Genomic DNA, 19540 nt, shown 5'->3' with positions numbered 1-19540 from the left:
GTTGGTTCCGGACTGATCCAGAGCTGCAAACCCGGCAGCTCCAATCATGTCCATCATGTTAATCCTGTCTGAATAAATTCTGAGTTAGCGGTCGCATTCGCCCATCACGAAGTCGAGCGAGCCTAGGATGGCGACCACGTCGGAGACCATGTGGTTCGGTAGAAGCTTTGGAAGGATGGACAAGTTGCAGAATGACGGGCTGCGCATCTTGAGTCGGTGAGGTACGCCACCGCCTTTGCTGTTGATGTAGAAGCCGAGTTCGCCCTTCGGGTTCTCCGCTGCGAAGTAAACTTCACCTTCCGGTGCGTCGATGCCTTGGGTTGCGACGATGAAGTGGTGGATCAGTTCTTCCATCGACATCAGCACGCGTTCTTTCTGTGGGAGGGTGCTCTTTGGATCGACCACATTGATCGGTCCGGATGGGAGCGACTTGAGAGCCTGCTTGAGGATGCGGATCGACTGGCGCATTTCCTCCATGCGTACGAGGTAGCGGTCGTAGCTGTCACCATTTTCACCCACTGGGATGTCGAACTCATACTGCTCGTAGCCGAGGTATGGGCGGGCCTTGCGGACGTCGTGGTCGACGCCGGATCCGCGCAGGTTCGGTCCGGTAAGACCGAAGCCGATAGCGTCTTCGCGGGTGATGGTGCCAACGTCGACGGTACGGTCGAGGAAGATTTTGTTGCGGCTGAGGAGCTTGTCGACTTCGTCGATCACTGGCGGCAGGCCGTCGAGGAATGTGTTGATCGCTGCGAAGGTCTTGTCATCGATGTCGCGGATCTGGCCGCCGACACGTGTCCACGATGTCGTGAAGCGAGCCCCTGTCAGCAGTTCGCAGAGGTTGTAGATCTTTTCACGTTCAGTGAAGGTGTACAGGAAGACGGTCATCGCACCGACGTCCATGGCGTAACAGCCAACGCCCAACAGGTGAGCGGAGATGCGTGCCAACTCGCAGGCAATCACGCGGATCGCCTGGCCGCGCTCAGGCAACTGCCAGCCCATCAGCTTCTCGACTGCGGTTGCGTAGGCGACGTTGTTGGCGAGAGGTGCAAGATAGTCCAGACGGTCGGTGTATGGCACGAACTGGTTGTAATGCATGTTCTCCGCGATCTTTTCGGCACCGCGGTGCAGGTAGCCGAGCTCAGGCTGGGCTTTGGTGATCATTTCGCCGTCCAATTCCAGCACCAGACGCAGCACGCCGTGGGTTGCGGGGTGGGAGGGCCCCATGTTCACCGTCAACTTTTCGCCGACAATGTCATCGGTGGTCTGCTGGTAGGCCTCCGCTTGGTTCGCGGATTTGGCAGCCATGTCGGGTACTTCGAATTCCTTAACTGATTCAGCCATAATGAGATCGGTGTGGGGCGGGTCGTAACGGGAAATCAGAGGTCTCCCAGAATAAAACCACAGGGCAGTATTTGACCGCTCGCATACCCTCGCAAGGTGATTTTGTGAAATTTTTCACAAGCGGAGCGAAGCATGCTTTTTCCTTGGGTTTTGGTCCCAGTGGGTGGGTAATGTACGCTGTTTGAATGCGCTTGTCGAATCCGGCGCGGCTAACCGGGGGGATTCAGCCCGTTGCGGGCGGCTCGGAGCGGGTGGGGAGTTCGGTAGGTGCGTTCTTATTGAGACTGGGTTGCAGTTGCGGCGAGTGGTTTGGTGAGCTTAACAATATGGTGGCGTGTGTGCTGTGCGGGTGATACATCGTTTCGATATTCTGTTTCCCATTGTGATGAAAAACCCTCTTCTCCTCCTTGCTCTCGCCAGTGTGCTCCTCATACACAGCCGTGGTGAGCCTACTCCTGCGACTGAAATGCGGATGTGGACCGCGAAATCAGGTCACCAAATTGAGGCGATGGTCACCGGCTTCAAGATGGGGAAGATTCGCTTGGAGAAGCCGGACGGCGAAACCGTGGTGGTCGCGTTGGATAAATTGGTGCAGGAGGATCAGGACGCGATCGAAGACCATTACAACAAAGCGGAGGCAGCCGCTGAGGCTGCCAAGTTCGCCAGTGAGAAACCTGCGGAGCTCAAATACCCGTTGGGGAAGATCACCGATGAGATCCCGACAGCCAACGGCTACACCTGCCGACTCTATTTGCCGACGTCGCTCCGGGATGATGATGCTCATCCGGTTCTGTTTATTCAGGACCCAGGGAGTGGGAGGGTAGGCACGTTGAACCGCTACAAGAAGGCAGCGGAGATGAACCGATGGATTCTGGCCACCACTCCGCAGTCCTCGAACAAGCTCGACTATGACGCGAGCTACAAGGCGATTGTCGCGATGATGGAGTTCGTGAAGGAGAACCTTCCGATCGATGAAAAGCGGATTTATCTCAGTGGGTTTTCCGGCGGCAGTCGGTACTCGTTCTTTACCGCCAGCCAGAACGACGTGGCCGGTATTATCGCCTGTGGGGCTGGTTCTAGCTGCCACAAACATGGTGAGCGGGTTCCCGACAATCATGTGGTGACCTACGGATTGTGCGGGACCAACTGCTTCAACCGCTACGACATGTCCAGATCACACGCGAAAATGACGAATCCTGACAGTGTCTTGCGTTTCTTTGTGGGGAACCACGATTGGGCCGGTGGGGCGCTGCTTGAGGATGCGATGGTCCATCTCAATGGTGTGTTTTTCGAGCAGAACGGAGAAGCTTACCCGCAGCAGCAGGCGCGCTTTGAAGTGGATGTGCTTAGCGTGATCGAGAGTTGTCTCGAGGCAGAGCCGCACCGTGCTTACATGTTAACGCAGTTCATGATCGATCGTGGGCTGACCAGTGGCACGCGCACCACGCGGTTTGCGCGGCTGATGCGCAAGCTCTCGAAGAATCCAGAAAACCAACGTTTTGTCGATGGCTTGGCGGACATGGATAAGATGGCGAAGAAGGTCTGCGGCAGCGAGTACAGGTCCTACAAGACGCTCTATCCAGAGGTCGTGGAAGCCGGTGAGAAGTACGCCGAGAAATATGCCGGAACGCCGCTGGAGCCGATTTTCCTGAAGTTCAAGGAGCACGTCGTGCAGCCGTAGTGCGAGGGGGGGGCAGGCGGATCGGACGGATCTTGGTTTCGCGCTTATTGCTCCTCTTTCGGCGCCCGCACGATGCGGTCGACCGGGCGTTTGGTGACGATGTTGCCGCGTGCGCCTCGTCCTTTGATTGCCAGCTCGCCGAAGAGGAAGTCGCGCGAGAGGTTACGCAGACCGAGTCCGCTCTTCATGTGGATGCGCACGAGGTTGTCGTCGGACTCTTCCTCGGTGTCGTGCACGGCGAAGTAGAGGATCCGCGTGCCCTTTTTCCCCTGCGTGAGGTCGTATTCGCGGTCGCGGGTGACGCCGCCGATGCGGAACCGCTTGGCGTAGCTTGAGCCTTGGCGGCCGTCACGGTAGATGATCGAGTAGATCTTCTGAGCGGCTTCCTCCTTGCGGAAAATCGCGACGTGTAGCGCGTTCTTTCCGATGAAGGATTTCTCGGCGATCTTCTGTACCTGCATCACGCCTTCGCGGGTGATGGCGATGACGTCATCGAGCTGCGAGCATTTCTCGACCGGCTCTTCCTTCTTCAGCCCCCAGCCGGCGAAGCCGTTCTTGCGGTCGACGTAGAGGGTTTCGGTCGAGACCACGACCTGGGTGCGGTTGATTTTGCCGAAGCCTTCCTCCTCAATAGCGGTCTTGCGCTCACGTCCTTTGCCGAACTGCTTCTGGAGGTTCTCGAACCAGCGGATGGTAAAGCGGGTGAGGTTGCGGAGGTTTTTCTCGGTCTGTTCAATATCCGCTTCCAGCCCTTTGAGGATCTCGTCCGCTTTGAAGCTGTCGAACTTGGAGATCCGCTTGATCTTGATTTCGGTGAGCCGGATCAGGTCGTCGGTGGTGACCTCGCGTTGCAGGCCGCTTATATGAGGTTTTAGGCCGGTGTCGATTGCCTCGAGCACGGCGTCCCAAGTTTCGCACTCTTCGATATCGCGATAGATGCGCTCCTCGATGAAAATCTTCTCCAACGAGCTGAAGTGCCACTTCTCCCGAAGTTCGCCAAGCTTGATCTCCAACTCGCGGCCCAGCAGGGCTTTTGTCTGGAATGCGTTTTCCTTCAGGATCTCGGTGACGCCGAGGAAGCGCGGTTTGCCTTCGTTGATCACACAGGCGTTCGGGGAAATCGTGACCTCGCAGTCGGTGAAGGCATAGAGCGCGTCGCGCATCGTCTCGGCATCCGTTCCGGTAGGAAGGTGAACGAGGATGTCTGCGTGGGCCGAGGTGTTGTCCTCGATGCGGGCGATCTTGATCTTACCCTTTTCGTTGGCTGCCACGATCGAGTCAATCAGCGAGCCGGTGGTCGTCGAGAATGGGATCTCGGTGATGCGCAGTAGCTTGGCCTTTTCGATCGTAATCGTGGCGCGGACGCGGATCTTGCCGCCGCGCAGGCCGTCTTTGTACTCGGTGGCATCCATGGTACCGCCGGTCGGGAAGTCCGGCACCAGAGTAAATGGCTGGTTGCGCAGCGCCGCGATCGCGCCGTCGATCAGTTCGTTGAAATTGTGTGGCAGAATCTTGCAAGCCAAGCCGACGGCGATGCCTTCCACGCCTTGAGCCAAAAGCAACGGGAACTTAACCGGCAGGGTCACCGGTTCGTCGCGGCGTCCGTCGTAGCTCACTGTCCATTCGGTTACCTTAGGGCTGAACCCAATGGCGAGTGCCAGCTTGGTGAGTCGTGCTTCGATGTATCGTGGCGCGGCCGCCGGGTCACCGGTCAGTGTGTTGCCCCAGTTTCCCTGGGTATCGATCAAGAGATCCTTTTGCCCCAGTTGTACGATGGCGTCGCCGATGGCCGAGTCACCGTGCGGGTGGTACTTCATCGTGTCTCCCACAATGTTTGCCACCTTGTTGTAGCGGCCGTCTTCGATGCCGTGCATGGCATGGAGGATTCGGCGCTGCACCGGTTTGAGGCCGTCGTTTATATGTGGGACGGCGCGCTCCAGAATGACGTAGGATGCGTACTCGAGGAAATACTTCGAGTACATGTCATCGACCTTTTCCTGTCCTTCGGCAATGCCGGCATCTTCGTCGCTCACTGGCTCTCCCATCTCCAAATCGTTGGCTGGGTCGGCATGGGCGTCGTCCGGTTCTGGCTGGTCTTGGTCGTTTCCTGGAGTCATCGAGAGGGATGGATTCGCGGGGTTCTACGCCGGCGGGCAGGGGAGGCTCGCCGGAAGAATTGCTTCACATTCCCGAAATATTTGCGCGAATGCAAGGGAATCGACGCAATTCTAGCCCTGACTGCTGTGGAGGCGGTTCAGATGGGCCGAGTCATCGACCGGGAGGCGGTGGGTTTGTGGCTGCCGTCTCGAGGCGTGCCGCACGGGTTCAATGATGGGATGCGAGCAGGTTCAGTGCTTGCAGTTCATTCTCGCCATCTTGCCATCGGTGGCTGGTGCGGATGGCGGTGCTAATGACTTTCTTGCCTTTCGCTACCGCTTCCTGAACCGGTAACCCGTGGGCGAGTCCGGCGGCGATGGCTGCGGACAATGTGCAACCCGTGCCGTGCGTGGACACGCCATCAATACGGCGGCCGGTGAAGCGGATAACGCTGCCCCCGGTGAGAACCAGCAGGTCGGTGGCTTCGTCGGAGTTGTCGAAGTGTCCACCCTTGGCGAGCACCGCGGCGCCCGAGGTTTCCGTCAGTTGTTTGGCAGCGGCGGTGGCGGATTCTTCATCGGTGGCAAGAGGTGTACCAGTGAGCGCTGCGAGTTCGTGAAGGTTGGGTGTGATTAAGGTGGCCAGTTGGCACAGCTTGTTGCTGATCAATTCGACCGCGTCGAGCTCTACCAGGGCGTCGCCACTGGAGGCGATCATCACAGGGTCCACGACGAGTGGAGCCGGGCGTTCGGATAACAAAGGAAGCAGCGCCTCGATGTGTGCCGGGCTTAAAAGCATGCCGGTCTTGATGGCTCCGACCGGATAGTGTTTCAAAATCAATGCGGCTTGGGACGCGGTGAACTCAGGTGGCAGCGCCTCGATCGATTCGACGATGCCCGGACATTCGGACACCGCGCAAGTCAGTGCGCTGGTTCCATGGACACCGAGCAATTGAAAGGTCTTCAGATCCGCCTGGATTCCGGCGCCCCCGGAACAATCAGAGCCCGCGATGGTCAGGGCGACGGGGGGAGCAGTGAAGGCTGGTTGTGAGGTGGCAGGTGATTCTTTCATTGCGTTTATTAGGTGATTCGTGGATCCTGCAAAGTATCGCCTGTCGGTCAGAATTGGCGTACTGATCATTACGATACTGTTGTGGCTGCTATCCGTGAAATCGATTTTGTAAAAGTGGAGGTGCGCGACGTCGTGTTCATGCCGTCGTTGGAGGCCCCCCTCGATCAGCCCTATCCATTCGTGTACATCATCGCTATCCGCAACGAAGGAGAGGAGGCGGTGACATTTCTTGGTAGAAAATGGGTGGTCACCTCGGAGAGCGGTGAGCGGACCGTGGTCGAGGGCGATGGGATCATTGGCCAAAAGCCGCGCATCTCCCCCGAGGAGGTCTTTTCCTACAATTCCTACCACACGGTTGCTGCCAACAGCATTGCCAGCGGCGCTTATTTCGGCAGGCTGGACAACGGCGAACCGGTCTGCGTCCGCATTCCCGAGTTCAAAATGAACGTGCCAGGTTAGGGAGCTTGGAGTGCAGTGAGAAGCACTGCCTTTGATTCAAGGGGGGCGTTAAGCGACGAGAACGCGTCGTAGAATGTCGGTGCTGAAGGGAACTCCGAACGTGTGCGTTGGCTTCTGTTAAGGTCCGTTCTCCTTTATGGAGCAGAGATCACTGGGAGAAGCTGGAAATGAGGGCTCAAGGGCGAATCCTACTTCTCAACCTCAACTAAACCCTCCGGTGACAGCACCGCATCCATTGGGTGGTCGTGGGCTTCGATGGGGAGGTCGGGGACGAGTTGGTCGGAGTAGGCGACACCGATGGTGCGGGCGCGGAAGTTTGGGTTGGCGAGCAGGCGATCGTAGAAGCCGCCGCCCTTGCCGAGGCGTGCGCCGGACTGTGGGTTGAATGCCCAGCCCGGGATGAAGGCGAGGTCGATGGATCCCGCGTCGACTGGTGGGCAAAAGTCGGGGTCTGGTTCGGTGATGCCGAATGGGCCGTTGACCATGGTGTCGAGTGCATCGACCCGCAGGAGGTTCATGGCGCCGGATGCGGCGTCGGTGATGCGCGGGAGGACAAGCTGGTGGCCTCCGTTGAGGCAATGATCGAAAGCCGATGCGATCTGAGGCTCGAAACGGATGGGCGAGAACATTAAAACGGTCTGGGCCGTCTGGGCTGTGTTCAGGATTCCAACAATCTGGCATGCGATCTCACCGTCCTGGCGCTCCAGTTCGGCATCGGTGGTGCCGGCCAGGCGCGACTTAATTTCCCGGCGGAGGAGGGCCTTGGAGTTGCGGATGTCGGTGGGGTGCGCCATTTTTTCGTTCATTTCAGAGTTGCCGAGAATGGTTTTTCTCCGCACAACATGCAAGCCGGATCCGGGATTGACGCTTCTGGGCATGATGCACGATATGATGAAGATGAATCGATGGCTGACACTACTCTGCGCCGCGCTGATCTGCGCGGTGAACCCATTGCGGGCAGGAGACGATGGATTTGGTTACATCGTACCGGAGCAGAATGGTGAGGTGTTTTCGGCTGAGGGCCTGGGGATGATCATGGCCGAGCGCGAGGAGTATTCGCGTAATCTAGCGGCGACGGCGAACCAGCTGTTGCGCGAGTCTGCGCTCTCCGATGACGGGGAGCTTCAAGTGGATGCGAAGAAGGCCGAAGCGATGATGCCTCTGGTCAACCGCTTGATGGCGCTCGCCGTCGAGCTCTCGCCACGGACCAAGGCGACGATCGTGATCAACCATCAGCTTAAGAAGGGACTGGTGGCCAAGCATTATAAGCCGGAGGTCCAGCCTCGCACGTTGGCTTCGTTGATGCAGATGCGGGCGACGCGATTGCTGGATGAGGGCGGCGCGGAGAATATCCACCTTGCCGGTTGTTTGCTGGATCTGGCGGTGGCGCTGGACCCGCAGAATGAGGACGCGATTTTCGGCTTGGAATTGCTGCGCATGGATGGCCACGCTCCGGATTGGGCGAAGATCGGGCGGGCTGAATAAGTGCTTGGTGCGGAGTTCTGTATGACGGGTTTCTGAGCTCTGGTTTCGAGACTATAATACGGCTAAATTTCCTGCCGAATGGGTGGATTGCGCTTGCGTATCGTGTGCGCGCAATGATGGTGCTGGCTCACCCTGAACTCTGACAACTCCGCTATGAAAGCTCTGGTTAAAAAAGAGGCGGCCGAAGGCCTCTGGCTCGAAGACGTCCCAATGCCCGAAGTCGGGCCAATGGACGTGCTGATTAAGATCAACAAAACCTCTATCTGTGGTACCGACGTCCACATCTGGAAATGGGACCAGTGGGCTCAGAAAACCATCCCCGTCGGCATGACCGTCGGACACGAGTTCTGCGGTGAAGTCGCAGAGGTCGGAGCCGGCGTGACCGACGTCAAAGTGGGCGACATCGTCTCCGGAGAAGGGCACATCGTTTGCGGCCGCTGCCGTAACTGCCTCGCTGGTCGCCGTCACCTCTGCCCGAACACCAAGGGCGTCGGCGTGAACCGTACCGGCGCATTCGCCGAGTACCTTTCGATTCCTGCTACCAACGTTTACAAGATCCCTGAAGGCATCGACCCGGATATCGTGTCGCTTTTCGACCCACTCGGGAATGCCGTGCACACCGCACTCAGCTGGGATCTCGTTGCTGAAGACGTGCTGATCACCGGAGCCGGCCCGATCGGCTGCATGGCTGCTGCCGTCTGCCGCCAGGCTGGTGCGCACAACGTGGTGGTTACCGACGTGAACCCATACCGCCTCGAGTTGGCCAAGAAGTTGGGCGCCACCCGAGTGGTCAACGTGGCCGAGGAGAAGCTCGACGACGTGATGAAAGAGCTCGGCATGCGCGAAGGCTTCGATGTGGGCTTGGAAATGTCCGGTCACCCAAGCGGTCTCAATGACTTGCTTGAGTACTCGTCCAACGGTGCCAAGATCTCGTTGCTCGGAATCTTCCCGGAAAAAGTGGCGATCGATTGGGACAAGGTGATCTTCAAGGGCCTTGAACTCAAGGGGATCTACGGACGCGAAATGTACGAGACCTGGTACAAAATGAGCTCGATGGTGCTCAGCGGCCTCAACGTGCAGGACGTGATCACGCATCGCTTCCACTACACCGACTTCAAGAAGGGCTTCGATGCGATGCTTTCCGGCCAGTCCGGCAAGGTTGTGCTCGACTGGACCGAGCAGAAGTAAGGTCTGATCTGAACCGTTTTTGTATATCGGCGGTAGGGCATTTCGCTCTGCCGCCGATTTTTTTTTGAGCGGGGGGAAGGTCGTCTTGATCGTAGCCGGGATCATTCGGCAAACGGTAAGCCGGGGTAAGCCGTCCCTACGGGACGCGGGATGGATTGGGTGCTATTCCTGCGGTTGAAACCGCAGGCTAGCCGGTAAGTCGTCGCGTCGCGACGGGGGGGGCTTGCACAACAGCGATCCTCCGGTTCTCGACCAATTGTGGGATGCGCGGCGCGTGGCCGTCATCATCGCGGAGCGATAGCTGACCGGCTAGCCTGAGGTTTCAACCTCAGGGGGACGCCACAATTAGATGCGCGCCGGAGGTGCGGTTTACCTTTACCGGAGCTCGTTAGTTGAGCTCGGGGCGGCGCGGCGTGGTGGTCAGTAGTTCGTAGAATGGCCCCATCGAGCGCAGAACGGTTGACCACAACTGCGGGGTGGCATCGGTGAACGAAACTGCAGCGATCGGCGGGTGGGTTACCCACGCGTTCTCCTCAAGTTCGTTTTCCAGCTGGCCGGCGGTCCAGCCGGAATAACCCACGAATGCGCGCACGTCTTCGCCCTTCTGGAAGGCTTCCGTGGCAGCGGTCGAGGACAGGTGGTTCTCGAAAGTGAAGCTCTGTTTGCTGTTGTCCCAGTCGAGCTTGGCGAAGGTGAGTTTGTCCTGGTTGACCGGGCCGCCTCGGTAGACGGGGACGTCGCTGAGTGCGTCGAATTCCTGGCCGCGCAGCAGCTCTCTGACGGAGGATTCAACCGGCATGTTGAGCACCAACCCGTGTGCCCCATCGTCGTCGTGGTCGCTCAGATAGATCACACTGTGGAAAAAATGAGGGTCACGCAGGACGGGAGTGGCCACGAGCAGTTGTCCTTCGAGTGGTGATTTTTCGGTCAATGGGGGTGTGGGATCCTGGTGCATGGGGGAGGCTTCGGGGCAAAAATCGATTCTTTTCCATGATACGCCATGGAGCGGATCTTTGGCAAACAATCGCGTTGCGCTGATTTCATGACCACTGCTAAGGTGCGCGCCATGAATATTCTCACCTCTGCTGTCGATTCCCTGCGTGTTGGTCAGGATTTGCCCGTGGATCTCGTCACCCTGTGTGCAGATGCGTTGATCGCCCAAGACACTGCGGATGCCGATCGCCTGGCATTTCTTGAAGCCCTGGCGGCAAAGGGAGAATCCACCGCCGAGATTGAAGCTTTCGTGCGCGCGTTCTTGCGTCATGCGGTCGATCCGCAGGTGGACGCTTCGGATTTTGAGGAGCCGCTTTTCGATATTGTCGGAACCGGAGGGGACAAGCTGAACCTTTTTAATGTCTCGAGCACTGCCATGTTCATCCTCGCAGGTGCCGGCGTGGTTCCGGTCAAGCACGCTAACCGTGCGGTGACGTCGAAGTCAGGTGGTGCTGATTTGTTGGATGCTCTGGGGGTGAAGATCGACCTGGCTCCGTCGCAGTTTGCCGAGGCACTCAAGCAGGCCAAAATTGGCTTCTTGTTCGCGCCAGTCTATCATCCTGCGTTTGCCGCAGTGGTACCTGTCCGCAAGGAGTTGGCGGCCCGCGGTGTGCGCACGGTCTTTAATTTGCTCGGGCCACACTTGAATCCCGTGAAGCCGGATCACCAGCTTATCGGCGTTTACGATGCTGCGATGGTCGATCAGTTCGCTGAGATCATGAAGGCACTCGGCCGCAAGTCGGGCTGGGTGGTGCATGGCACGACCGGAGAGGGCCAAGGTATGGACGAGGTGTCAATTCTGGGAGAAACTCAAGTTGCCCGCGTGGTGTCAGGGCAGCCAATCACCCGGTCGGTGCTGGCCGCCGCCGAGGTGGGGGGCGTGGATGCCGATGGCCTCGAACAGTTGGTAGGTGGAACCGCGCGAGAGAACGCACAGATCACCAAAGCAATTTTGTCGGGTGACGAACGCGGTGCACCACGACGCATGGCGGTGGCCAATGCTGCGGCAGGCCTTTGTGCTGCCGGCGTTTGTGAATCGATGGAGCAAGCGCTCGATCGGGCCAATGAATCGCTCGATAGCGGAAAAGCCGTCCAGCGCCTCAAGGCACTCATCGATGCGACCAATGCTTAGTGTTCGCTGCGCTCTGGTGCGGTGAATAATCTGCGGAGGGTTGGTTTTGTTATCCGCAGATTTCGCAGATTAGGTTGATTTTGGGCAAGCGCGGGGCGGCGCTGTGAGGAGGAGAACCGGGATTCTACTTATAACACCTTAGCGTCTCTGCGTCTTGAGCGAAGCGGGCGTGAGATCACTGAGCGGCGCCGTCCTGTGGATGAGTTCGGGAGCTGTGTTTTCGCTGCGCTCTGCTGCGGTGAATGATCTGCGGAGGGTTGTTTTGTTATCCGCAGATTTCGCAGATTAGGTTGATTTTGCGCAAGCGCGGAGCTGCGTGTCGAGTTGGAGTCTCGGTTCCTACTTATACTTCTTCGCGTCTCTGCGTCTTGAGCGAAGCGGGCGTGAGATCACTGCGCGGCGCCGTCCTTCGGATGGAGGTGGTGCCTCGTGAGCCCCCCTCAGCGAACAGGTTTAATCGTACGCCCCGAACTCGGCGCGGCGGTTGGCGCTGGCGTTGCCTGGTTGGGCGGGGGCGTCTTCTCCGAAGCTGACGGTTTGCATGCGGTTGGAGGCGACGCCCATGGCAAGCAGGGTCGAGCGGACTGCTTGGGCGCGGCGTTCGCCGAGTGCGCGGTTGTATTCAGAAGTGCCCGAGGCATCGGTGTGGCCGGCGATGATCAAGCGCTTGCGGTTCGAGCGGAGACGTGTGGCCATCTGCTCGAGTTTCGCCCCCTCGGTCGGTTTGATGGCGTAGCTGTCGTAGTCGAAGTAGACCGGGCCAAACATGCTCTTGTCCAAGCGTTCGCTGCCGGGACCGTAAAACGAAATCGAGCTGTCGCGCTGCGGTAGCGGCGTGACATTGGCAAAGTCCTCGTAGGCCGAGCTGTCGAAGTTAGGATCCGCAGCGAAGTCATCGGTGCGGGTTTGCTGGCACGATGTGAGTGGAATGATAGCCAGTGCGACTGCGGCGGCGAGGAGGGTGCGTGCGTTCATGACAGAAGTGAGATTAGCGGGTCAGGGAGATGATAGTGAGTCCGGTGGGGTTAGCGAATAGTCCAGGATGGTTCCTTGGCGCGCCGTCCCTTGACGATGGTGCGGGTGGAGCCATCGGCGGTGTTGATCAAAACGAGGTCGCCGCCTTTGGTTGCAACAACGTGCTGTGAGTCCGGTCCCCAGTGGGGAGCTTCGCCACTGCCGACGATCCGGGTGCGGCCGGTTGAGATTTCATAGACTGCAATTTGCATGCCCCCCGAGCCGCGGACGTTGAAGGCAATCTGCTTGCCATCTGGCGACCAGCTTGGCTCGGTGTTGTAGCCATGGCCTGTGTTGAGGATCTTCGGTCGGCCACCGCCCGCACTGACAATCGCGATGCGCGGGCCGGCACCGCGGCTGGTGACGTAGGCCACTTGGCGGCCGTCGGGTGACCACGATGGTGAGGATTCCACTTCGATGGTTTTTGTGAGTTGGCGGGCGCGTCCTCCGGTTGCAGGTCCGACGTAAAGTTCCGGGTTACCGCTGAAACTCATCGTCAGGGCGATGCGGCGTCCGTCTGGTGAGAAGGCTGCGCCGGTGTTGGTGCCCGGTGAATTGTATGCGCGCTGGCGGCGTGCGGTCGGTAGGTCGAGCACCCAAACGTCGGGGTATCCACTGCGGTAGCTGGTGAATGCTACTTTGCGTCCATCCGGAGAAATTGCTGGGGAGACCGCGAGCGAGCCATCGCTCGTGAGCTGCTTGAGGTTCTTACCGTCCCAGTCGCAGATGAAGATTTCGCGCCCGCGCCCCGCGCTGCCAGAGAATACAATCTTGCTACCGGGGAGCCCGCGCGTTCCGGTGATCTCGTAAATGACGTCGCCGCTGAGCTGATGGGCGGCGGTGGCCAGGGATGGCGCGGTGTAGCGGCGGCTGAAACGCGCGCGGCCGGTCGGGTCGATCAACGAGCCTTGCAGCGCATTGTCTTGCACCACGCCCTTCACCGTCCAAGTCGATCCCGCAACTTTCGCCAACCGGAACCCCGGTGTGGCCTTCAAGTCCTGCTGAACCACTGCTGCCGCTGAACTTCCATTGGGTCCCCCAAAGCGTTCGACATCGACGTTGATCTGGCTGCTCTTCTTGATCACAACCTGTGCGTCGGCATCGGGAAGTGCGACCATTAGCAGCGACAGTACCACCAAGGTAACGGCACGGAAACTACGGATGAGAAGAGGGGGGCGCGGCATGGATCTGAAATGGGGACAGCAGTTGATATCAGAAATTGGTAGATGGGCCCACTACGTGCGCGGACCACAGACATCATTCAGAAATTGTGGGTCACGAGTCGAGGGCGAATGTCAGTGATTCGGTATAACTGCTGCTGCGGTACCCTCGTGGTAGCGGCGCGAGTTGTTTGACGTGGTCGAGCGCGCGCCGGACGCTGGCGTCCACGGTTGGGTTCCCGGATGGGCGGGTGATTTCGGCGCTGATGACTCGTCCGTCCTTGCGCACGACAATCTTGGCGGTGACGGAGAACTTACTGCCCGTGAACTCTGGGCCGGCGGGTTGTTGCCAAGCCGCGTAGAAAGCCGGACCAAGCACTTCGTTGTTATACCACCCCATGTCCGGAGCGGGCAGGTGGCCATTGCCGGATCCTCTGCCGCCTCCGGAGCCACTGGAGGCAGCGCGCTTTTTCGCATTGGCTGCGGCGACGCGCTTGGCTTCCGCGTCGGCTCTTGCCTTGGCTGCGGCCGCAGCCGCTTTCCTGCGCTCGGCGTCGCGTTTTGCTTTGGCGATGCGAGCTTGTTCGGCCTTCCGTTTGCGTTCTTCGGCGAGTTTGCGTTGGCGCTCGGCCTCTTGCTTTTTGCGCAATTCCTCACGCTTGCGGGCGGCGATTCGTTCGCGTTCTTCGCGGGCTTTGCGCTCTGCTAGTTCTCGTTCGGCGGTTTCCCGTTCACGACGGATCCGTTCAAGAGCTTGTTCGGCCTGGCGTCGGCGTTCGACCTCTTCCTCGTGGCGGCGTTTGAGTTCGGCAACCTGTTGCTCCGAAGGTAGGACGATCTCGCTACTGTGGCCGTTTTCCCGTGTATTGGGGAGGCTTGGGAGCCGCTGGGTTGCGTTGGCTGCCAGCTCGAAGAAACGGATCTGGGAGTCCGGATCAGGTAATGGCTTGGTGATCGTGACCGGTTGGTCATCGGTCGCCGGTTGGCCGCTGTTGAGACGCACAAAAACAACGGCAAGTGCCAGTAAATGCACCACCAGAATGATGGTCAGCCAGCGCTTGAAGCCATCGCCTTCCGGGCGTCGGCGGGGAGCTGTGGTCGGTTTGTTGCGCATGGGGCGGGGAGGGATTCAATCGACGAGCCTGCGGGTCATCGGTGGGTGGGGCTAATCCGTGCTAGGCTTCGTGACCAGCGCGACTTTGGTGATGTTGACTGCAGCCAGCGCGTCCATCACCTCGACTACCGGTTGAACCGAGAGCCGGTGGTCGGCCTGGATCACGACGGCAATACCCGGATCGGTGGCAGCCAGCGCGCTGAGCACGTCAGGCAACGATTCCCGGTTTGTCGGGTCGCCATTGACGTCGATGCTGCCATCCTGAGCCAAGGTCACCACATGCACCCGATCCGGTGGCAGGGATTCCCGGTTGGCGGTGGAGGTCGGAATGATCAAATCCGCTTTATTGCCCAATAGTGGCGCGGTGATCATGAAAATGATCAGCAACACGAATGCCAAGTCGAGCAACGGGGTGATGTTGAGCTCGCTGAGCGTACCGAATTCTCTGGTGCGTTTGCGCATGAATCAGAGGGTGTTCTGATGGAGGTTTTACCTAGAGGCGTCTCGTTAGCCGGAGTGTCGGGCGTCTGGATCGTCGTCGCCTACACCCAAGTTGAGGAAGTCGTCCTCGGGCTCCTCCGGCTCCGTTGACGGGGTTTCTGATGCGGAGCTGGACGGCTGATGCGGTGGAGCAGCGGTCTTGCGCGATTTTGTCCTGCGGGCGGCAACTTGGGCAACCGGAACATCGGTCGGATCTGGAGCAATCGCTGCGATTTCAGAGTCGAGCTTGCGCCCGTAGTCCACGTAGCGACGCTCAAACCGGGTCTGTAGTTCGGCGGCATAATGGTCGAGGCTCATCACCATCGACTTGATGTGGTTGATCAAGTAGTTGTACCCGAACATCGCCGGGATCGCGACCAACAGGCCGATGACGGTTGTTACCAGCGCGGCACTCACGCCCGGCGCCATTTCAGCCAGCGAGGCCCCGCCACCAGCATCCGCAATGCCGGAGAATGTGTCCATCACGCCCCAAACCGTGCCGAGCAGACCGAGGAATGGTGCGCCCGAGACTGCGGTGGCCAGGAAGTTCATCCGGGATTCCAAACGCAATGCCATTTCGCCCACCGCGCGGTCCATTGCTGTGCGGATGCCTTCCATCTGGCTCGGTGTGATGCGCTCGGCACTCCGTACGCGCGCGCCAAACAACTCGTCGCGCTCGGCTGATCCCAGCAGGTGGATGCAAAGTTCACGGCACCCCGCGGCATAAACGCTGAAGAGCGGCGCTCCTTTGGGTTGGACTTGTTTTTCAAAGGGCTCCAACGGACTGCCAGCGGTGCGGAAGGTTTCGAGGAACTTTTGGTTTTCCTCTTCTGCTCGGCGCAGGGTGATGAACTTGGTGATCATCACTGTCCAGGCGATCACCGACAAGACGCCCAGAGCTACACAAACCAGCACCCCGGCGACCGACGATTGCTCAATGGCGTACTGAAATCCGTTCGAGGCGAGGATAGGCGATGCAATGGTCATGGGCAGGGTGATGCGGGAATGGTTAATAAATCCTAGATAATCCGCCATGGCAATGCGAATCCCCACGGAGTCTGGCTGCACGGCGGAGGAGAATTCACGCAGAGACGCTGAGACGCAGAGGGAAGTCCGCAGATCACGCCGATTTCACAGGGGTATTCCCGCTCCGAGATGCGGAGTTTTGGGAGTGCAGTGAGAATCACAATCGCCCCTAAGCCGTGTGAGTCTTGGAGTAGTCCGCAGATGGGCAAGATGAGGGGGGGGATCCGCAGATTGCGCAGATTTCGTAGATGAAGATCCGCATCCGAGATGCCGAGTTTGGGAGTGCAGTGAGAATCACTGCTTTCGATCGGAGGCGGAGCCGGCAATAGGCTCACGCAAAGTCTCTAAGATCCCAAAGAGCAGAGGATCATGTTCGGGGAAATTGCTCCTGAAGGGAGCTCGTAACGAAGCCTAGGGATTCATCCCTAGGGGAAGACGAAGAAATGCGAATCGTATCCTGATATGGATGCTGGAAGTCGTGGGTTAAGCTATGTTTTCCGCCACCCTTGCAGGGTGGATAATAGATCGTGCCTAGGGTTCCCAAGGCTAAAGCCATTGGGCTTTGATCCGGGTTCCTTTCAGGAACCTTAACAGTGCGGAGGTCCGTCCGCTCGATGATCCCGGGAATGGGGGCACGGATCCACTCGACTCCGCACGCTCTCACGAAGCGCTGGTGGCACCGCATTTCTTCCGTCGGGCAGGGGGAGCGATCTCACCCTAACACCTCCACCAACCTCGGATAATCGATCTTGGCGTTGTGGCGTTTGTCGACGGGGATTTTTGGGCGGGATCGGATGGCGTCGAGCTTGGCCCATGCGAGTTGTTGCTCGAGGTTCTCGGGGATGGTGCCTTCGATGATGAGGAGGCGCTGGCTGTTGTGGTCGATGGCTGCGCAGCGGGTAATCTGCGGAGCGAGTGTGTGGGCGGCGGCTTCGATCTGGAATGGGTAGAGCACGTCGGTCTCGCCGGGTTTGTCTTCTAGCAGGGCGCTGCAGCGGCCGCGTAGCCAGAGTCTGCCGGATTCGTCGATGATGCCGGCGTCGCCGGTGCGGTGCCAGGTCGTCGAGCCGATGTGGATTTTGTTGAGGTCGTCGCCGTGGCGGTCGAGGTAGCCGGAGAGCACATGGTCGCCGCTGACGATGATTTCACCGCAATGGCCGGGTGCCAGGGTGAGGCGGTCGAGTTCCTCCGGAGTGAGGTCGATCAGTGGAGTGCCTGTTTGGTCGATGAGGATGCGCAGCTCCGTGCCGGCGGATGGGCGGCCGACCGGAATGCCGTAGCCGTTCGTGATGCGTTCGCGGTCTGCTTTGCTAACCGTACTCCATTGTTGGTCAGAAATGGGTTCGGCCTCGGTGGACCCGTAGACGACCCAAGCATCGGTGCCGCGTTCGGCGATCGCGTCAAGCAGAGGCGGGAAGACTGGAGCCCCGCCGGTGTGGATGTGTTGGAATCCGGGCCAGCAGTCGCTCGCAATGAGACGTTGGAAGAACGCGGGGGATGCCACGCAGCGTGTGATCGCGTGGCGTTCGCACTGCTTGGCAATGGCGGCTGCATCGGCGGCACCAGGGTGGCGGAGGTCGGTGTTGGCGATCACCGAAGTCATGCCGGATGCCAGATTGGCCAGGGTGAACACTGGCAAGGTAACCAGCTCTACGGCCCCGGCTTCATGTTCCAGAGCCGTGGAGAGCTCGCGGTGTTGTGCCAATAGGAAGTCGTGGGTGCGGCTGGCCGCCTTCGGTTCGCCGGTGCCTCCACTGGTGAAGGTGATCAAGGCCGGGGGCGTGCCCGGTGTGTTCAGGGTGGGGGCTTGGTTGGACGGGCTCGGTTTCCAGCGTTTGGAAAATGGCACTACTCCCGAACTGTGCCAGTTGCGGCGGATGGTACGCAATGCCGGGCAGCCGATGCGCAGCAGGTGCGCTTTGCCGGATCCGAAGAATGCCGAGGGCATCACACGATGGACGCAGCGGTTGACGAAATCGCGTCCATTGGCCGGGTCGATCAGCACGACCGCCAGATTGGCGCGCATTGCCGCCAGCAGAAAAACATACAGCTCGATGGCGATGGGGTGGAAAACCACCACCCGGTCGCCACTGCGCAATCCCGAGCGCAGCAGTGCCTCGGCTCCACCATTCACCTGCTGCTCCAGATCGCCGAAGCTGATGGAACGCGGGCGGCCGGATACGTAATCGATGATCGCCGCTTGGTCTGGTCGCTCCGCGGCGTGGCGGGTGAGGTGCTGCGTTAGGTTCATGCGGCGGTCATCCTAGACCGTTATCTTCTTCGCCATCAATGCATATCGGCGGAAGATCTCGGCGCCGAAGCGTTGGCTGACGCGCAGGGATTGGTTGTTCTCGTGTTGGAGGGCGTGGATGGCGAGTGCCATTCCATTTGCTTTGGCTTGGCGCTGGACGTCGTCGACGAGTACCGAGCCGAGGCCGCGGAGGTCGCGCTCGGGTGCGACGGCGAGCGTTTTCACGACGAGGGTCGCTTGGTCGTCCGGGGCGCTCGGGTCGGGGAGGGTGAAGACGAAGCCGACAGGTTTGCCCTCGCGTTCGGCGATGAGGACCAACTCGGGATCGATCACGGCGCGGGCCTTTAGGTAGAGCTGCAGGAAGGTGGCTTCGTCGATGTCGGTGTAGAGGAAGTTGTTGGCGAATGCGGTCAGGCACAGGCCGTGAAGGGCGTGCAGTTCATCTTCGAACCGGGATGGATCGACCGGGCGGATGGTAACGTCGGACTGCTTGAGACGGTCGCGCACGCTGGTGAAGTCGGTGGCGAAAGCGGCAGCAGAGTTGAGGTCGATCAAGCCTGACGAGTAGCGCGAAAGTTCCTCGAATCCTGCGGCGCGGAACAATCCCTGCCAGTGCGACGGCGGCATCGGCTCCATCATGAAGGGTGGGCGGCCATTGGACTCAACGACGAGTCGGTGGGGCATCCATGTGTTGCCATTCATTGGTCCGACCAACAGGCAGTCGCGCTTCATTTCCTCAGCTACGAAGTCGGTGAGGTTTTGGAGGAACTCGTGGGACTGTGCCGAGTCCGGGAGCATGGCGTTGCCCAGAGCGACCACCGGCAGACCATCGTGAGCGGGCAGCGAGTCGAACCAAAGGGCGGCACCGGCTTCGCCGAACGAGGTCCAGATGGACGCGCCGGTGCGAAACGCGGTAAGTGCGGAGTGCGATGGGTTGGGGTGCGATGGGCGGGTGATGATCATGGCTGGGGAACTAATTGGAGCGATTTAGCCGAGAGCGATAGGGCGAGGGTACCTTTAGACAGGATTCCCGTGATGGACATGA

Annotated in this window: 17 protein-coding genes; 5 read left to right on the top strand and 12 right to left on the bottom strand. The window is 59.4% G+C overall.

Annotated elements, in window-relative coordinates; genetic code table 11:
- Window positions 1-84: 84 nt before the first annotated feature.
- Complete coding sequence (nuoD, locus tag G3M56_RS10175) at window positions 85-1344, bottom strand: NADH dehydrogenase (quinone) subunit D (RefSeq protein ID WP_164362313.1); 1260 nt, start codon at window positions 1342-1344, stop codon at window positions 85-87.
- A gap of 385 nt (window positions 1345-1729) precedes the next feature.
- Between nuoD and G3M56_RS10170 the strand changes: the two genes are divergently transcribed.
- The gene (locus tag G3M56_RS10170; RefSeq protein ID WP_164362315.1) at window positions 1730-3025 is read left to right on the top strand and encodes an SHD1 domain-containing protein; all 1296 of its coding nucleotides are present in this window, start codon (window positions 1730-1732) and stop codon (window positions 3023-3025) included.
- Between the two features lie 44 nt (window positions 3026-3069).
- On the opposite strand, the gene G3M56_RS10165 is transcribed toward G3M56_RS10170, so the two are convergent.
- Together G3M56_RS10165 and thiD are read right to left on the bottom strand one after the other, a co-directional pair.
- Complete coding sequence (locus G3M56_RS10165) at window positions 3070-5142, bottom strand: DNA gyrase/topoisomerase IV subunit A (protein ID WP_235203382.1); 2073 nt, start codon at window positions 5140-5142, stop codon at window positions 3070-3072.
- 208 nt (window positions 5143-5350) lie between these two features.
- Window positions 5351-6193: a bifunctional hydroxymethylpyrimidine kinase/phosphomethylpyrimidine kinase gene (gene thiD / locus G3M56_RS10160; RefSeq protein WP_164362316.1), complete on the bottom strand. Its 843-nt coding sequence runs from the start codon at window positions 6191-6193 to the stop codon at window positions 5351-5353.
- Between the two features lie 81 nt (window positions 6194-6274).
- Between thiD and G3M56_RS10155 the strand changes: the two genes are divergently transcribed.
- The gene (locus G3M56_RS10155) at window positions 6275-6652 is read left to right on the top strand and encodes an ApaG domain-containing protein (RefSeq protein WP_164362318.1); all 378 of its coding nucleotides are present in this window, start codon (window positions 6275-6277) and stop codon (window positions 6650-6652) included.
- Window positions 6653-6840: 188 nt separating this feature from the next.
- Here G3M56_RS10155 and G3M56_RS10150 read toward each other — a convergent pair whose 3' ends face one another.
- Complete coding sequence (locus G3M56_RS10150) at window positions 6841-7458, bottom strand: 5-formyltetrahydrofolate cyclo-ligase (RefSeq protein WP_164362320.1); 618 nt, start codon at window positions 7456-7458, stop codon at window positions 6841-6843.
- A gap of 82 nt (window positions 7459-7540) precedes the next feature.
- Here G3M56_RS10150 and G3M56_RS10145 point away from each other — a divergent pair, with 82 nt between their 5' ends.
- On the top strand, window positions 7541-8137 hold the full coding sequence (locus G3M56_RS10145) for a hypothetical protein (protein ID WP_164362323.1): 597 nt from the start codon (window positions 7541-7543) through the stop codon (window positions 8135-8137).
- A 153-nt stretch (window positions 8138-8290) separates the two neighbouring features.
- Window positions 8291-9325 (top strand): L-threonine 3-dehydrogenase, encoded by a 1035-nt coding sequence (tdh, locus tag G3M56_RS10140; RefSeq protein WP_164362324.1) that lies wholly within the window; start codon window positions 8291-8293, stop codon window positions 9323-9325.
- A gap of 388 nt (window positions 9326-9713) precedes the next feature.
- Here the strand turns inward: tdh and G3M56_RS10135 are convergent, their stop codons facing one another.
- Window positions 9714-10256: a YqgE/AlgH family protein gene (locus tag G3M56_RS10135; RefSeq protein WP_164362326.1), complete on the bottom strand. Its 543-nt coding sequence runs from the start codon at window positions 10254-10256 to the stop codon at window positions 9714-9716.
- Between the two features lie 135 nt (window positions 10257-10391).
- Between G3M56_RS10135 and trpD the strand changes: the two genes are divergently transcribed.
- Window positions 10392-11450 (top strand): anthranilate phosphoribosyltransferase, encoded by a 1059-nt coding sequence (trpD, locus tag G3M56_RS10130; protein ID WP_164362327.1) that lies wholly within the window; start codon window positions 10392-10394, stop codon window positions 11448-11450.
- Window positions 11451-11903: 453 nt separating this feature from the next.
- Here trpD and G3M56_RS10125 read toward each other — a convergent pair whose 3' ends face one another.
- The 7 genes from G3M56_RS10125 to G3M56_RS10095 all read right to left on the bottom strand — a co-directional run bounded on the left by G3M56_RS10125 (window position 11904) and on the right by G3M56_RS10095 (window position 19458).
- Window positions 11904-12425 carry an OmpA family protein gene (locus tag G3M56_RS10125; RefSeq protein ID WP_164362328.1) on the bottom strand — a complete coding sequence of 174 codons (522 nt, stop codon included), beginning with the start codon at window positions 12423-12425 and terminating at the stop codon, window positions 11904-11906.
- Window positions 12426-12475: 50 nt separating this feature from the next.
- Window positions 12476-13648 carry a PD40 domain-containing protein gene (locus tag G3M56_RS10120; protein WP_164362329.1) on the bottom strand — a complete coding sequence of 391 codons (1173 nt, stop codon included), beginning with the start codon at window positions 13646-13648 and terminating at the stop codon, window positions 12476-12478.
- A 91-nt stretch (window positions 13649-13739) separates the two neighbouring features.
- Window positions 13740-14738, bottom strand: coding sequence for a TonB family protein (locus tag G3M56_RS10115; protein WP_164362330.1), 999 nt, complete (start codon window positions 14736-14738; stop codon window positions 13740-13742).
- A 51-nt stretch (window positions 14739-14789) separates the two neighbouring features.
- The gene (locus G3M56_RS10110; RefSeq protein WP_164362331.1) at window positions 14790-15200 is read right to left on the bottom strand and encodes an ExbD/TolR family protein; all 411 of its coding nucleotides are present in this window, start codon (window positions 15198-15200) and stop codon (window positions 14790-14792) included.
- A 45-nt stretch (window positions 15201-15245) separates the two neighbouring features.
- Window positions 15246-16205 carry a MotA/TolQ/ExbB proton channel family protein gene (locus G3M56_RS10105; protein WP_164362332.1) on the bottom strand — a complete coding sequence of 320 codons (960 nt, stop codon included), beginning with the start codon at window positions 16203-16205 and terminating at the stop codon, window positions 15246-15248.
- A gap of 751 nt (window positions 16206-16956) precedes the next feature.
- Window positions 16957-18495 carry an AMP-binding protein gene (locus G3M56_RS10100; protein WP_164362333.1) on the bottom strand — a complete coding sequence of 513 codons (1539 nt, stop codon included), beginning with the start codon at window positions 18493-18495 and terminating at the stop codon, window positions 16957-16959.
- A 12-nt stretch (window positions 18496-18507) separates the two neighbouring features.
- Window positions 18508-19458: a GNAT family N-acetyltransferase gene (locus G3M56_RS10095; RefSeq protein ID WP_164362334.1), complete on the bottom strand. Its 951-nt coding sequence runs from the start codon at window positions 19456-19458 to the stop codon at window positions 18508-18510.
- Window positions 19459-19540: the final 82 nt, after the last annotated feature.

This window comes from Sulfuriroseicoccus oceanibius (assembly GCF_010681825.2).
GTDB classification, from domain to species: domain Bacteria; phylum Verrucomicrobiota; class Verrucomicrobiia; order Verrucomicrobiales; family SLCJ01; genus Sulfuriroseicoccus; species Sulfuriroseicoccus oceanibius.
The sequence above is the reverse complement of the archived record's forward strand: the minus strand, read 5'-3'. Positions and strand labels throughout refer to the sequence as shown.